The 16,187-nt window shown below is 46.6% G+C and carries 12 protein-coding genes; 3 read left to right on the top strand and 9 right to left on the bottom strand.

What is annotated here, in order from left to right:
• Positions 1-18 precede the first annotated feature (18 nt).
• Complete coding sequence (locus WBJ53_RS12675) at positions 19-528, bottom strand: DUF4494 domain-containing protein (protein ID WP_338876493.1); 510 nt, start codon at positions 526-528, stop codon at positions 19-21.
• Between the two features lie 260 nt (positions 529-788).
• Here WBJ53_RS12675 and WBJ53_RS12670 point away from each other — a divergent pair, with 260 nt between their 5' ends.
• Positions 789-1,337: a YceI family protein gene (locus tag WBJ53_RS12670; RefSeq protein ID WP_338876492.1), complete on the top strand. Its 549-nt coding sequence runs from the start codon at positions 789-791 to the stop codon at positions 1,335-1,337.
• A 346-nt stretch (positions 1,338-1,683) separates the two neighbouring features.
• Positions 1,684-4,959, top strand: a complete 3,276-nt coding sequence (locus WBJ53_RS12665) for a C25 family cysteine peptidase (RefSeq protein ID WP_338876491.1) — start codon at positions 1,684-1,686, stop codon at positions 4,957-4,959.
• Here the strand turns inward: WBJ53_RS12665 and WBJ53_RS12660 are convergent.
• Positions 4,956-5,657: a hypothetical protein gene (locus WBJ53_RS12660; protein WP_338876490.1), complete on the bottom strand. Its 702-nt coding sequence runs from the start codon at positions 5,655-5,657 to the stop codon at positions 4,956-4,958. The two genes, WBJ53_RS12665 and WBJ53_RS12660, sit on opposite strands and share 4 nt — an antisense overlap.
• Positions 5,658-5,766: 109 nt before the next feature.
• On the opposite strand from WBJ53_RS12660, the gene WBJ53_RS12655 reads away from it, so the two are divergent.
• Complete coding sequence (locus WBJ53_RS12655) at positions 5,767-7,719, top strand: asparagine synthase-related protein (protein WP_338876489.1); 1,953 nt, start codon at positions 5,767-5,769, stop codon at positions 7,717-7,719.
• 43 nt (positions 7,720-7,762) lie between these two features.
• On the opposite strand, the gene WBJ53_RS12650 is transcribed toward WBJ53_RS12655, so the two are convergent.
• The 7 genes from WBJ53_RS12650 to WBJ53_RS12620 all read right to left on the bottom strand — a co-directional run bounded on the left by WBJ53_RS12650 (position 7,763) and on the right by WBJ53_RS12620 (position 15,623).
• On the bottom strand, positions 7,763-8,929 hold the full coding sequence (locus WBJ53_RS12650; RefSeq protein WP_338876488.1) for a nucleotidyltransferase family protein: 1,167 nt from the start codon (positions 8,927-8,929) through the stop codon (positions 7,763-7,765).
• Between the two features lie 3 nt (positions 8,930-8,932).
• Positions 8,933-9,853, bottom strand: a complete 921-nt coding sequence (locus WBJ53_RS12645) for a serine kinase (RefSeq protein ID WP_338876487.1) — start codon at positions 9,851-9,853, stop codon at positions 8,933-8,935.
• Positions 9,844-10,284 carry a lasso peptide biosynthesis B2 protein gene (locus WBJ53_RS12640; RefSeq protein WP_338876486.1) on the bottom strand — a complete coding sequence of 147 codons (441 nt, stop codon included), beginning with the start codon at positions 10,282-10,284 and terminating at the stop codon, positions 9,844-9,846. Before WBJ53_RS12640 ends, WBJ53_RS12645 begins: the two co-directional genes overlap by 10 nt.
• Positions 10,256-10,543 carry a PqqD family peptide modification chaperone gene (locus WBJ53_RS12635; protein ID WP_338876485.1) on the bottom strand — a complete coding sequence of 96 codons (288 nt, stop codon included), beginning with the start codon at positions 10,541-10,543 and terminating at the stop codon, positions 10,256-10,258. The genes WBJ53_RS12640 and WBJ53_RS12635 overlap by 29 nt, the downstream gene beginning before the upstream one ends.
• Positions 10,544-10,644: 101 nt before the next feature.
• Entirely contained in the window at positions 10,645-10,788 is a 144-nt protein-coding gene (locus tag WBJ53_RS12630; RefSeq protein WP_338876484.1) for a hypothetical protein, read from the bottom strand.
• Between the two features lie 143 nt (positions 10,789-10,931).
• Positions 10,932-11,969, bottom strand: a complete 1,038-nt coding sequence (locus tag WBJ53_RS12625) for a T9SS type A sorting domain-containing protein (RefSeq protein ID WP_338876483.1) — start codon at positions 11,967-11,969, stop codon at positions 10,932-10,934.
• 117 nt (positions 11,970-12,086) lie between these two features.
• Positions 12,087-15,623 carry an Ig-like domain-containing protein gene (locus tag WBJ53_RS12620; RefSeq protein ID WP_338876482.1) on the bottom strand — a complete coding sequence of 1,179 codons (3,537 nt, stop codon included), beginning with the start codon at positions 15,621-15,623 and terminating at the stop codon, positions 12,087-12,089.
• Positions 15,624-16,187: the final 564 nt, after the last annotated feature.

The raw sequence follows: 16,187 nt of genomic DNA, 5'->3' as shown, positions 1-16,187 counted from the left end.
GACCCGCCTTTTTGATTTTTATTCGGCCGCTTCGATAATTTCACTCAATGGTCGTAAATTCCGTTTGTCTTCTTCGTTATAAGGAAAAATTTCCAGAATCTTTGTGGTATTCACGTCGGTAATTTCGAACGGGTCGAGGGCGGTTTTCAGGCTCAACTCCACTCGTTCGTAAGCCTGTTTAGGATTCTCGCCATTCACGAGCATCACACTGGGCGATTTCTTCTGTTTTCCGGTCCGTTCGTCTTCAGTTATAAACATGGCCTTAACCTTATACCAGGTTTCGCCACCATCTTCATGATGGAACACATCAGCGAGTTTCATTCGGGATATGTTCGTAATTTCGAAGTCGGGCGTGTTGGCCGCAATCTCCTGATATAGCCGGGTTTCGGCGTCCGTATAGCTAACGGCATCCACCAGATAAGCCTCCGTAACCGTTTTCTGCTTTATAAATTCTTCGTTTCGCGAACCTACGTTCGCGTCGTCAATGGGTTGCTGATAGCGGATTTTTCCGAGAAACCAGTTGGGCATTTTTTAGTGATTTGATACGTATACAGAACAAAAATTGGTCGGCAAAGGTGCCGAAAAAATCCTCAAATCCACCTACCAGACGCTCGCTTTTTAGTCAGTATTGAACCGCAACACCGGCCATTCGGTTCAACTCTCAACACCCCTACCCGAAGCCCGACAAAAAAAATTAAATCTGATGAAACATTTTTTGAAAATTAAATGTATATACATTAAATGCACGTACAAATATTATAACCAACAACACAACTCGTATAAATATCATGGAAGCTCAAGCAACCACCGCCACAACCTGGGTTATTGATCCGATGCACTCAGAAGTACAGTTCAAAGTAAAACACCTGATGGTATCGACCGTGACCGGCCTGTTCAGTCAGTATGAAGGCCAACTCGAAATGGCTGGCGATGACTTTGAGGATGCAACAATCACGTTCTCGGCCGATATCAACAGCATCAGCACCGGAAACGAACAACGCGACGGTCACCTGAAATCAGCCGATTTCTTTGATGCCGAACAATTCCCAAAACTGACCTTTGTTTCTACGCAGTTTACAAAAACTGGCGATGATACCTACGACCTTATTGGCGACCTGACCTTACACGGCATTACGAAATCCGTAAAACTGAAAGCCGAATATGGCGGACAGATGCAGGACTTTTACGGACAAACCAAAGCTGGTTTCGAAGTTACGGGCATCATTAAACGGAAAGAGTTTGGCCTCTCCTGGGATGGCGTTACCGAAGCCGGTGGTGTGGTCGTTAGTGACGATGTTCGTTTGGTCATGAACATTCAGGTTACCAAACAAGCGTAATCCCTTACCAACCAACCTAACCGGTTTTGAGAACCAATAGGTTTACCACTATTACCCTTCATAACAAACAAAGAAAGCACGCTGAGCATCTTGCCCACCGTGCTTTTCTTTTTTTATTCCTACTACATACTTTGATATACATACAGCTTATTTATCGATACAGAATAATGCGTAGCTCTTACTATTTCACTCAATAAGCGCTACTGGTCACAGTATAGTAACTAATAAATCCACCGTTCTCCTTATCTTTGAAAAAACTGTTTCGATTGTGTTGGGGGGCAGAATTGAGGCTTTCGGGACTCCGAACGGCCAACTGTTATTACTCCTGGATTAATTAATCAACTGTATGAAAAACTGGGTACTGTTAGCGTGCTTCCTCGTTCATCCTCTCGCTATATATGCCCAAAATCGATTCGGAAACGAATGGATCAGGCCCAACCAGCATTATATTAAACTGTCCATCAATCAGGCTGGCGTCTACCGGGTTACTTATCAGGATATTCAGCAGGCAGATGCGACTCTATTACAGACAAACCCCACAAACTGGCAGTTATTCTTCAGAGGTCAGGAAGTGGCCATTCGACTCGTTGGCCAGCAGGATGGTCGTTTCGACTCGCAGGACTACGTTGAGTTTTATGCCGAAGGCAACGATGGTAGCCAGGATTCTCTTCTTTATCGGCCACAGAAACGCCTGCATCCCTATCAAACCCTATTTTCGGATGTGGCAGCCTATTTCCTGACGAGCAGCCCTACCCAGTCTGGCAGGCGAGTGGCCGAACTCAACTTGTCGGCGCAGAACCTAACGGCCGAACCCTACCACATCGAAGAACGTGTTCAGGCATTTACGAGCGACTATACGTTCAACAACCTGAAAGGGCTGGAGCCCTATATTCAGGAAAGCTATTTTGAACCGGGCGAAGGCTGGTCGGGACATAATCTGACGGCCGATTCGATAGGGATTGTAAGGTTTGTGTTTACGGGCAGGGTATCGACAAATATTCCCATTACGCTGGAAGGCATGGTGAACGGCCGCGACAACAACCCTCATCAGATCCAGATTCAGCAGGATAATAACACGACTACCCCGTTAGCCAATTTATCGTTCTCGGGCTTTAACAGCCAGACATTTCAGAGTACACTGCCGACAACAGACATTCAGAATGAGCAGCTTACCCTGCATTTTGTTCCGGCTAAACCCGTTAGCTTTTACCCAACCAATAATTTTTCTGTTACCTATGTAAAGCTGTCGTACCCGCAGGCAACCGACATGACCGGCCAGACGAGCAAGCTCTTCCACCTGCCTGCCGGAACTCGTCAAACAGCTTTGCTGGCCGTAACGAATGCCCCCACAACCGCTTTCGCCTACGACATTACCGACAAAGCCAACTGCCGGTATCTGACCACCCAACTCAGTGGCAATCAGAAACAGGTAGTGGTTAGTGACCTCGGACGAAATCGAAACATTCTCATAACCGATCAGGTAGCTAAACCCCTGGCAATTCAAAGCATACGGTTCCCGGCTTCGTATCCCAAAAACACTACGTATCTACTCATTACGCACGCGTCGCTGAAACAATCAGCAATTACGTATGCAGCCTATCGGACATCGGCGCAGGGAGGTGGCTATCAAACCTTTATTGCCGACGCCGATTCACTGTATGACCAGTTCAACTACGGCGAACGCAGCCCACTGGCCCTTCGGCGTTTTGCCGATTTCATGCTGGCCAATTCGTCGGTGCAGCATCTGCTGCTGGTAGGGCGAGCCTGTAGTTACCCCTATCTGGTCAAAACAACCAGCAATGACCTTGTTCCAACCATTGGCTATCCCGGCTCTGATATTCTGCTTACGGCTGGTTTGAATGGGTACTCGATCAATACACCTGCCATTCCGACCGGGCGGCTTAACGTGACGACCAACGAGCAGGTTCTCACCTATCTCGAAAAGGCAAAGCAGTTTGAAAACTCAACTCCCAATGGGCTCTGGCGCAAACGGATCATTCATATCAGTGGTGGCAAATCGAAAGACGAAGCGCAAAGCCTACGTACGGCGCTGGCTAATCTGGGAACGGTCTTCAGCAATGGGTTGGTGGGCGGAGAGATCAGCGCTTACAGCAAAAACAATGCATACGAAGAAGTTGAACCGCTCAATATCACCCCCGAAGTGAACGAGGGAGTTGGCGTCATTACCTTTTTCGGGCATGCTGGCCCCGCCGTCACCGATATGAATTTTGGCTTTGCTTCGCCGGTCGAAAATGGGTATCGGAACACAAAATACCCACTTATGGTGTTCAACGGCTGCGGGGTGGGCGAGATTTTTTCTAACTTCAATACCCTGTCGACCGACTGGATTCTGGCGCCAAACAAAGGAGCTACCCTGGTGCTGGCGCACTCCTACCTAAGTTTCGAGCAACCCACCACCCGCTACCTCAACGAACTATATGCGCACCTCTATACCGACGCCAGCACCCTGGGAATGCCATTCGGGAAAGTGCAACAACAGATCAATCAGAGCCTCGACAAGGTTGTTAACAATGATTCCTATTTAACCTCTGTTATGCTGGAAATGGTGTTACAGGGCGATCCGGCTCTGCGTGTATATCCCCTGCCAAACCCCGATTATGCCATTGAGGATAAAGGCATTTACATTCAGTCGTCGGTGACGGGCAGCGCCATCAAAAACAGCGATTCCATTGAGGTTGTTATTCCACTTCGGAATCTGGGGAAATTTGTGGCAGGGCAGTCGGTTGCGGTATCCGAAACGCGAACCTTTACTACTGGAGGAACCAGCACTACGCTCCATTTTACGGCCTTTCATTACCAAGACACACTGGTTTATACAATCGCCAAAGATCCTAACCTGAAACAGATCGACATTGCCATCGACCCAACTAATCAACTGACTGAATTAGACAAAAGCAATAACAAAGCCACACTGGCCATCGACTGGACTACCGCCGAAATGGGAACCAGTTACCCTTTAGATGCGCTCCCCGACAATGTTAGCCCTACGCTTAACGTATTCATCAATGGCTCAATTAAAGAAAATAAGGCTGTAGTCAATACCACACCTCGCATCGATGTTTACCTGCTCGACGAAAATCCGCTTTCGGCTACTGATCAGGATGCCGTAGAAGTTTACATAAAAACATGCGATAGCTGTGCTCAACAACGGGTTCCATCAGAAAATATAACCTTTACGCCCCTGGCTACTAATCAATTACAGGCCACCGCTACGTTATCGTTTCAGGCCGGCAGCACCTATCAATTGTTAGTTATTGGGAAAGATGGCTCGGGCAATCGCACGATTCCACCTTATACGATCACGCTGAAAACGCTGGGCAGCGATGAGCCGGTTGTTGTCAATACGTATCCGAATCCCGCAACGACCTACACAAAATTTGAGATCATACTAAACCGGGAAGAATTACCAACCGAATCGAAACTAACGATTTACACCGCATCCGGTGCTCAGCTTTTTGAGCATATATTGCCGGTTGCAACCGGCAACAATTCGTTCTTATGGCAGGGAACAGCCCCAGGCCTTTACCCATATTCGATTCATCTGACCTGGCCAGATGGGCGCATTGAAACCTATACGGGCAAAATTGTCTGGCAACCCTAAGGCAATCGGTTCGAGGCAATCAGTTCCCACTTTTGCGTGGTTCCTGACTCGATCATGGCTTTGCCAATGCAATCGGGAGTTGACTGGCAATAGGCGAGCGACGCATTTTCGCGAAAAATCAGACCGACATTCTGTGCATAAACCCACCGGTTTTTCGCCAGGTTGATCAGGGTTGAATCGTTGGCACCCACAACCGAAACCGTACGATCAAAGGTCAGCGAGCCAACCGAAAACGGACGGCCATTGTCCTGATAATGCAGTAGTGTATCGGGATTAGCATTATATAAATTGGTATTCCACGAATCGGTCAATGCAATCGGGAACACCAGCCGCACAACGGGCACATTGTTATCGACACTAACGGCTTCGGTCAAACTGCGGTAGACGCTACGGATAGAGCTAACCTGCCAGGCTGCCTGTTCTGACGTTCGGGTCGATTCTTCCATCAGGAAAAACAGTTGACCATCTTTGGTATACGAACTACTGATTTTATCCTGTATCTGAAACGTTTGGGTTATTGTGGGGTTTGTAGGAGAATAGTTTTCCTGAGTTACCTGATAAATCCAGTAGTCGCCAGTCTGGAGTGGGAAATAGGTAGAGTCGGCAGGTTCCGGATTGGCAGAATCCTGCTGGCAGGCACCACAGATACTCAGTAAAATAAGTAATGAAATGGTTTTCAGGCCGCTTTTTTTAAGCATTTTCAGGATGATATAGCAATCGTTTTTGGCAGGAGGAACTTAGCACAAATAAGCAAAAGCGAAGATACAAAAGATAGCCATTTAGTAAGGATTTCGGGAATACACAACGATGAGTGGAATTGCGGGAATAGTTCGGTTCGACCAACAGGCGGTCGCCAGAAACGATGTAGAAGCGCTGCTTTCGCGGCTGAAACACCGGGGCACAAGCGTTATTCAGGCCATTGAAAACGGGCTGCTGGTCAGCTTTGGTGGCCTCCTCGAAACCGAATCTGATACGAAACTCTACGCAGTTGCCGATGCCGACATTTTTGGCCGATCTGCGATCAAAAACCCATTCATCACTACCTACCGGAACAATCATCAGGATTCATTCAATGAACTTAACGCCGATTTTGCGGTTGCTGTCTGGAACGAACGTCGGCAAACAATCACCTGCGTGCGTGATCCGTTGGGGGTTAAACCATTGTATTATGTGTTTCAGCCCGGTCGTTTTTTTGCTTTTGCTTCTGAAATCAAAGCGCTGCTCGATCTGACCGATGTTGCCATAACGCCAAATTACACCAAATTCAGAGAGTACCTGACCTGGGCAACAACCTATGTGCCATATGGCGAGGCTACCTTCTATGAGGGCATCTATAGCGTCTTACCGGGTCATTCGCTCGAAGTAACCCATCAAACCCTTCATACCAGTCCATACTGGAATCTGAATCTTTCTCCCTTTAAGGGGTTAGATCGGGCGGCCGACTATGCGAATCTGTTCAGAACGCATTTTACCGAAGCCATTGACCAGCGTATGAGAAGCCGCAAAACCATTGGCGCTCACCTGAGTGGTGGACTCGATTCGTCGTCGGTAAGCTCAATAGCACAACACCTGTTAACGCAACAGCATCGCCCGGCGCTTCATACGTTCAATATCGATACAGGATTAGCTTCAACCGACGAGAGCACTTACGTACAAGCGGTTGTCGATCAATACCATACGTCGCATCAGGCCGTTCGGCCGCTTCAGCATGTGTTGGATTCCATTCTCGAAATCAATCGCATTTTCGACCGGCCCGATCATTTCATTATCCCGTCTAGTTTCCATTTAAGTGTTTCGCGGGCAGCCCGGCAGGTCAACTGCGACCTCATTCTTACGGGTCATGACGGCGACAGCGTAATTACACCTGGTTTCGACTATTTCGATGAACTGATCGAATTGGCCGATTGGGAACGTCTCCGAATGGCCAGCCAGCAATTTACCGCTTATGCCGACCGAAATCTGCGGTATGTTACCCCCAACTGGAACCAATTGTCCGATCAGGCAAAATACGAAAAACACATTCTGTATCTGATTGGGCCAACTCTCAAAAAGCAGTTGAAAGAGCAGCGAGCCACCCAGTTTATGGGCACATTTCGCCAACAGAAACAGACGCTCGGTCTTTCGTGGGCATCCATCATGGGTTACCTCAGCCAGCGAATCCGGGACAAATGGGCGCATAAAGCTTTACTTGACACTGTTCTAAACGCTGAATTCAGGCAACAGACAGCAACAAAGTCGCAGCAATCGACTCAAAAACTTACCGATTCTCTGAGCAGCGAACATCAGGTTCCGGTTAAACCGATTCTGAATCTAACGAACGTGATCTGTAATGAGCAGTTAAACCATATTGGTGCTTACTATGGGCATCAATATTCGTTTCCGTTCTTCGATAAAAATGTCATGGCACTGGGTTTAGCGACGCCACTGGCAGTCGAGTTCGACAATGGGCGCGGGCGTGGACTAATCCGAAATGGCCTGCAAACAATTCTTCCGCATTCGATTTCTACCCGATTAACCAAAGCCAATTTTGTTGAGTATGGAAACTTATCGGCCAGACAACTCTATGAAGCCACGCACGAACAATTCAGTGCCACGAGTCACCCGATCTGGGAGGTAATTGACCGGCAACGGTTTTCACAGATCAAAGATTTTGTTTTCGATGGCCGTATCGATGTTACCCGAAAAACCCGTTATAACTGGCTACTCAGCCGGTCGATTTATTTAGCCTTATGGCTGGGTGCACTTCGCGGCAAACCGTAAAAACTCGGTGCCTCTGTCGACAATTTGAAAGCAACTCTTCTTACTATTTTGCAGGAACGAAAAAGCGGGAAAACGAGCGAATTGCCCGAATAAAGACCGTGATTGGGCCAAACTCCCTCGGAATATAGACCAGTTGTTTCCCTATCTTGAACGTGCTGGCCCTAAATACCCGACTTGTAGCGAACGTAGCGTAAATTTTCAGCTTTTTTCGGGTCTGCTGCTGCGTTTTGGCAAAAAACGTTAACTGACTCAATACCAGCGGACTAAACTCAATCGGCTCGTCCGATTCCCAGTTGGCTTCATACCCATTGGCCAACGAGCGTATTGCATCATCAGCCAGTAGGTTTCGGATTGTTTCGGGCATAGCCAACGACCATAGCTCCTGACACCAGTATAACCCCACCAGAAAAACCCGTTCAAGGCCATACCGACGCATTTCGGCCAGTAGCCACAACCAATCGGTAGGTTTGCCGTTTAGCAGAAAATAGAGATCGTTGATATAATAAATCTGCTGCCAAATGTTGGTTACGCCATGGTGCGAGACCAGTAAAACCACCTGCAATTCGTGTGAATGCGTCGGTTGCGATTGAATGTAGCTCAGATCAAATCCGGCATAATCTTTATTGAAGCACAGAATTTTCCAGTGCAAATCAATATCGATCGGGTTATTGAAAACCTGTTTGAACAGACTAACTTCATACAGATCGTCGAGAAGTTTCTGTTCTCCATCCTGAAAATAAAGCTGGTGTTTAGGGCTAAGGCTATATTTTTCGGCTTGTAGGATTTCAATTGCCCGGAACGCCAATGACTGATCGACCAGCACATCAATATCGCCACTAATCCGTAGACTCGGGTCAGGATAGCCGTGCTCGGCCAGATAGACACCCTTAAAGGCCATGTGCCCAATGCCGTGCTTGTTCAGCAGCGCATCGAGCAGCCGATACTGTTGCTGTTTCACCAAACCATCGATGGCCATCAGCTTATTATCGTTCTGGATCGTCTGCAGAAACGATTCGTTTACCTGAGTAAGAGCAGGTAGGGTTCGACATAGATACGGAATCAGCCGATGCCGTTTGGCCAGCCCATACACCCGTTTCCAATCCAGCGGATACTGAGCCAGAAAATCGCCTAGCTGTTTTTTTCGGGAAGCCGACAACTCCAGCGCACAGGCCATCAACAGAAAGCGAATTTCGGCAGATCGATCGGCCATGTTTTATAGAGTCGTTTTCAGGTATTCGACAAAGTCATAGAGCGTCTGAAAATTGGCCGGGCGATTCATTCTGACCACCGAAATAGCATTGGCAACTTCAATGCTCTTTTCAAAATAGTCTTTTAGGGCCGTTCCATTCAGTAGCCCATCAGGCAACGGAAAATGATTGAGCAGTTCAATCGGCACCTGACTTTTTGCCACCGGATGCATCGGATTGCCGCTTTCGAGTGGGGGTTCCAGCACAAAAATCTGCTCCAGCGGCACTTCATGTTCGTCAAACGAATCGGCCTCTGTCCAGGCAAACTTATTAACGCCCTCGCGCACCGATGCCAGATCTTTTTTTTCGATACCTAACCCTTCAACCGCACTTTCCCAGATTTTTATTTGCGGAAATGCCGGAATCAGCGATGGCCTTCCACTGCTATTTATACGTATACACACCAAATCGTCACATACAACTTTCACACCTTTCTGCGAAAAAGCGGCTACCGTCGTTGATTTACCAGCACCCGGCTGCCCCAGAAATAGAACCCCTTTCTGGTTGATCTGAATGGCGCTACCATGCAACAGAAAATACCCTTTTTGAAACAGAATCAGGCCAAGTGCTTCGCTAAGCGTAAAGAGCGATAATGTGTCGGCATCGACTTCGTCTGCCTCCAGAACCAGTTGATTTTCGTTTACCATCAGAAACGACAGCAAGGGAGGCCAAACCAGCCAGCACTTCCCCTCAGCATCCTGAGCAAATCGGGCATTGAGCCCGGCTCGATACACTTTGGTTGGTTCTAAGGGTGGACTTGGGGGGATGTTTCCGCGGCTAATGAATAAATCAGGCTTTCCTGACTGAGTTTCGGCAAGATGCGGGAGTGGCACTTCTGAAGCAATGTTCAGGCCATAGGCCCTATAATATTGTACACTTATTTCCATTCCAGAATTGGCTCAAAGACCTGGCCTGTCTGTTCGCCAAGGATTGTTTTATCGTTATATGTGATCCAGGCATGGGCCGCAAACCCCCGACTGGCGTTTTTCTGAACCCCAATGCGTAGCTGCACATCGTATCCACGGCGTAGTAACCATTTTGCACTCAGGGCCTGAACCAGACAGGTAAACCCGAGGGGAATATGGCTACTCACTACCCGAATGGCCCAGATACATTCGTGCAGATAGGTATCGGCTGAGTCGTGTACTTTATTTTTAAACCCGGAATCGGTCTTTACGAAATACCTGAATGGCAAAATAAACAACAGCAATTTATAGACAGAAAGCACCCCGAAAGCATAAACCAGAAGCCATTTCCGCTTCCGGTTCAGGTGCCAGAACCTGCCCAGTTTAGACGGTTGCTTCGATAAGTTTCTCATGCAATAGCGATTCCAGAAACGTCATTAGTTCGGCCTGACAAACACTCTCTTCTACATCAAATTCATCAAGTATTTTTTCTTTTATTTCCTGCACTGTTATCGGCGTATTATCTTCTAAAAGCGACCAGATAAACCCACCGATTTCATTTAGTTCGTAATAATTCCCGACTTCATAATTCAGCACAATTGTTTCCTGACCTAACACGGAAGACGATTGCCCACTTACTCGTTTAATTCGACTGCTGGATGTAATATTCATGTACTACGATTCAATAAACGGATTGGAAATTAACGAAAATAGCTTGCTTCGTCAAATTACAGACGAAGCAAGCTATTTTCTTATTAATTAATCGGCAGTTATTAACCGAATGTACCGCCAAAACCGTCGGTGTTCGACCCTACTTTTAAGGTCAGTTTCTTAACATTGCCCAATACGTTTACTTTAGGCGTTTTATAGGCCTTTTTAACAGAGCCAATCTGGGGTTGTTTTGTATTTTTATTCATTATCGATGAGATCTTAAGGTCTTGACTGAGTTTTTTGCGGAGCGGCTTAGCACTCCTGCGTTTTCAAATGATCGGGGTGTATTGTAAGCGTTGAGAACCCGTTCTGTCAACCCTACTCAAAGGCTGACGAACCCTCACCGAAACTATTCTACAACAATCCGATGCTGGCGGCTTAGTCCGCGCTCCTCAACCGTTACGATATAGAGACCCGCCGATAAATTAGCCGTGGTACGCAACAGCAGGCTACCCGACTGAACACCTGCTTTTTGCACAGGTAACGAACGGCCATCTGATGAGAACATTTTCACAACGGCCGTTTCGGGCTCATCGAGACTCAGAATAAATTGCTGACCTTTTATAACCGGATTCGGGAATACGCCATAGTCCCCTTCCCGAACTACTACCGATACAGCGGGGAAAGTCGTCCTTTTTCCACTCAGGTCAATCTGGGTAAGCCGGTAATAGCTCGTACCGGCAAATGGATTCTGATCAATCAGGGTGTAATATTTCTTGGCATTACTATTGGCTGCCACTTCGCCAATTTCACCAGCCTTCTCAAAAGTTTTCAGGTCTTTACTACGCTCCACCAGAAAGCCTTTGTTATTGGTTTCCAGCGAGGTTACCCAATCGAGCTGCACCGTACGATCTTCCAGAGCTTTTGCCGTGAAGGAGATGAGAGATACAGGCATTGCACCGGCAGTAACAATTATTGTACCATTAGCATTATCGTTACCTGACACATTCGTTCCCACAGGTGGAGTTGTAGCAGCATTAATACTGATAGGAGCACCTGCCGTTACAGTTAATCCAACAATATTCAATGTAAACAGGTAATTGGCATTACCTGCCACATCGCCTAAGCTACTAACCACCGTAACGATAGTCCCCGTTGATGGGTCGTATGTACCAATGGTTGTAGTTAGGTTGGATGGAGCAGATGGGTTAAAGCTAAAGCCCGTTACTCCAATGTTAGGAGGAAGATTGATCGTCCAGGTTGCATTATTGGTTTGAGAAATCGGAGCAGAACTGCCGTTACCAAAATTAGCTTGAACAGTTCCTGCTTCGCCAACAGAAACGGAGCCAGGGACCGAAGCGATTCCACCCACTGAGGGGTCCTGCGCATAACTGGCAGAAAGAATACCCACACCCATTAGAAAAACTAGTAAAAGTTTTCTGGTCATGATTACAACTGTTTAGTTTAAAATTTTTGTTAATAGAGGATTTAAATAATTGGTAACTCAATAATGGTACCAAGTACACTTTACTATTGGTAAAAATACTTGGTACCATTAAAAAGTTTATAACGCATTAATATTTCTGGCGTAAATATTATTTACCGGGTTGCTATCATACGTTTCGGAGGCATCATTGGCTACATTAACGGTAATATTTGCCGTACTATTAGAGTTAGCTACCGTACGAGTAATAGTAAAACCTAGATTCATAAAGCCATTTGCAGCAATAAATTGCCCGGCATTTATGGTCAAAGTCAACTGCAAGCCATTATTCGATGTGACCGTCCATTTATTATTATCTACATTAGTTGTAGATCCACCTGACACATTTATAGACGTGCTAGTGTTGTCAAAAGCTAATGTATACCCAAATGGAACCGTTATCGTGAATACTATATTTCCACTTGAAGTCTGCTGGCCTACCAGTTCATAAATACCTACTGTGAAATTTTTCACTGTGTTTGCTCCAGACGTCGTAAAGTTATTCGAAGGCAAATTGATGATTGGCGTCAGATCTGGCCCCGAAGGATTCACCAGAATGTGCAGTGTTCCATTACCGCAAGCCTGGGGAGAACCATCGTCGCAAGTTGTATAGGTAAAGTCGACGGGGCCCGTGAAGGTTGGGTCTGGTGTGAAGGTAAAACTACCATCCGAGTTCAGCACCAATGTACCCGACCCCGGAACGGTAACGTTCTGAGCCGTAACCGTCTGGTTATTTCCTTCGGCATCACTATCGTTGGTTTTCACATTACCCGTCACCAGCAAGCCTTTGGTTGTGCTTACATAATCGTCGACAACTGTTGTTGTATTGGCACCAGCCGGATCTTTCACCGTAATGGTCACATCTGCCGTAGCACACAAACCACTTGGCGTTTCACAAACCTGATAGGTTAGCGTGTCTGCTCCATAATAACCTGGGGTAGGCGTATAGATCACGTTGCCGCTGCCATCTACCGTTGCCGTTCCGTGCGAAGGCTGCGTTACAATAGTCGGCGTACCTAATGTGCCCCCTTTATTACCCGGTCCGTCGTTAGCCGTTACTTTAATGGTAGCAGAGCTCGGTGTAGTATCCGATCCATTTACGATAGCAATATCTGGGTTTGCCACAGGGTTATTGGTCGTTACCGTTGGATCGAGAACCGTAATGGTGAGCGGTTCGGTCTGGCAATTCGTGCTCGACGTGGGCGGACATATCGGTACATTATATACGTACACACCGGGAGTCGCGCTTGTGAAGGTGTAGCTGCCAGTAGAGGTAAGTGTCAGGCTGGGCGTTGACCCATTTGGGCTGCTGGCCGGGCCAGATGGTTGGCCATAGGTTGTGCCCGACACGGGTGTGTCGTTGGTGCTCACATTGCCCGAAACCGGAATGCCCTTATTCGTCACGTTGAAGTCAGGGTTAGCCGTAATGGAACAAACCAGCCCCCCCCCCGTCGAGGTTTTCGTATCGATAAAGGCTCCATAAACGTCGAGGCTACCGCCCAGAACATCTAAACCAACCAGCGGAGAAACACTCAGTTTAATTTCATCAAACTGCTTTGTCGTAACAAAACCAACATTGAAGAAATCGGATGTCGATCCAAACAAAGCAACAGACAAATTCAACAGGTTTCCGGCATTTCTCGACTCCTGTAACGTCCCATCAAGATACGTCGTTACTGTCAGTCGCGAGAACAGATCAGCCGCTACCAATCCAGACACGTTTTTAACCGTAAATCCGGCGAAGGTTCCAATCGGGAAGGTATTGACAGCATCCAGAACCGAAATGGTTGCATCGGCAGCCACACCGGCGGTGTTGGTAATGCGGGCAAAATCAGTAGTGCTGGCCGACACCACGTTCCAGGCATCCTGCACAGTTGTCGATGCACCAACGATACCCGTCACGCCCGTATTTTTCGGGTTAATAACAACAGGGAACGTTGGCGTATTGAGCGAGTAGGTTGTGTTACAGGCAAGGGTGGTTGCACAGTTTTTCTGGATGATGGCATTATAGATCCGTATCGTCCCCAGATCGGCCCCTACCAACTGATTGAATGTAATTTTCACTTCATCGAACGGAACGGTTGCTACAATGCCAACAATCTGGCGGGTGAAGCCCGACCCTAACAGAGAGCTGGTAGCTCCTATTATCAGCCCATTATCAGTGCTGGTTTGTACGGCGCTGCCGTTGTTATAAAGTGTAATCGTTGCCGTGCTCAGAACATTTGCCGACAGCAGGGTATTGGTCTGAATATCAAACCCGGCAAAGGTGGTAGCCGGATAGGTATCGACCGCATTAGCCACAGCAAACGTTGGACTAACCGCCACTCCCGTTGTTAAATCGATCGTTGCGTAATTCGTGGCATCGCTATCGACCACATTCTGTGAGTTATTGATGCTACAGGCTACGCACGCCAACGCACCAATACCGGTATTTGCTCCGTCCACATAAACTGGCTGATCGGGATTGGTTACTGGCGTCAATGTATTACAGGTCAGATCGACGCCAGCACAGAAGCTTTCAAAAACAGCGCCGTAGATGTTAGTGGTCCCCACCGCGTTAACACCACTTAAGGTGAGCTTGATTTCATCGAATGGAGCCGTTGCAATGAAACCAACCACTTGTCGGCCCGTTCCGCTCAAAAGAGAACTACCAACCGAAACCAGACTTGCACCTGTAACGCTTTGCCCGGTAGCCGTACCATTCAAGTATGTCGAAATGGTTAATCCATTCAGAACACCTGCAGTTAGCAAATTCGTACTGGAAATATCCATGCCGGCAAAGGTTCCGGTCGGATAATCAGTGATCTGATCTTTAATGGCAAACGATGCCGAACCAGTACTCAGCAATAAATTAACTGATGCAAAGTCGCTTGTGCTGGCACTAATGGCATTATCCTGATTTGATATAGTCGCTACATTGACACCGCTAAATCCTGTGTTAATGGGATCAACAAAAACCGGGTACGTAGGCGCAGTCGGTGTTGTTGGGGTGTTACAGGTTAATGCAGGCCCGGCACAGAACCGCTCAACAAGTGGAGCATATACGCTCAATGAGCCAGCCACTAAACCAGAATAGGTGATTCTGATTCTGTCAAAACTGCTGGTTGTATAAAAACCAACTTTCGATTTACCACTTAGTATACCTGTCGCTAATAAAGAGCCTGTAGTTTTAGTTTCAACAGCCGTATTGCTGGACCCCAGGTATGTTGAAATTGTTACGGTACCAACGGCGGCCAACAGCGAATTATCATCGACCACAAATCCAGCAAATGACCCTCCTGGATATACGTTTCCGCCGGTAGCATTCAGATCTTTAACTTCCAGCCAGGCCGACCCTCCAATAAGAAAACTAAACGTCGACGCCGTAGAAAAAGTAGCATCGTCATCAATCAGATTAGCCTTGTTAGAAAACGCATCGCCACCAACAATAGCAACCTGACTGGAGGTTACCGACAAGCTGGCAAATGTCGGATTGGTTAATGCCGTAACGGTATTACAGGCTGCACTACCAGATTGCGCGTAGGCCTTTGGCGGACTGGCGAAAAGTAAACAAAAAGCACAGCTAGCATAAAGCAGTAGCATGGCTCCCCTAACTAAATAGTCGGATAGTTTTTCCATAAAACAGTTGAAGTAAAAGTGAAAAAATAATGCGAATAGAATAAATGGGAATGCAATCAGGTAAATGGCACACTGAATTGTACCAAGTCATATTGCTCAGACGGCAATGGACATAGAGAGGCTTCTGTTCATCATAAAAAGAAAAGTGTTGATAGTTGAGTATTTAGTAATTCACAGATGATCAAGTTACCAATTACTGTCGCAAATAAACAATATATAGTTTTAATTCGCGAAGAAATTTACATGTATTTTTAACTATGATCACTGTATGACGCATAAAAGTATACCCAATGAACTTTATCGGTATAAAAAATATATTATTCGGTATATTATTATTAAACAGTAAACAAATATATTTTTTCAGGCGATTTATAACTATGATTTATCAAAGAATTTATTTACAAAATAATCCTACTATCCATACCTAATAGCTATTTATTAATATATTACGTCAATATTATGCGTCACCAACCACCTTTACACCTAATTCATATTTGAATAGTCATAAAATCAAAATAGATAGCCGCAAATAGCCACTATATTTAATGTAACTTTCCAATCCTA

The organism is Spirosoma sp. SC4-14 (genome assembly GCF_037201965.1).
Taxonomy (GTDB): domain Bacteria; phylum Bacteroidota; class Bacteroidia; order Cytophagales; family Spirosomataceae; genus Spirosoma.
The sequence above is the reverse complement of the archived record's forward strand: the minus strand, read 5'-3'. Positions and strand labels throughout refer to the sequence as shown.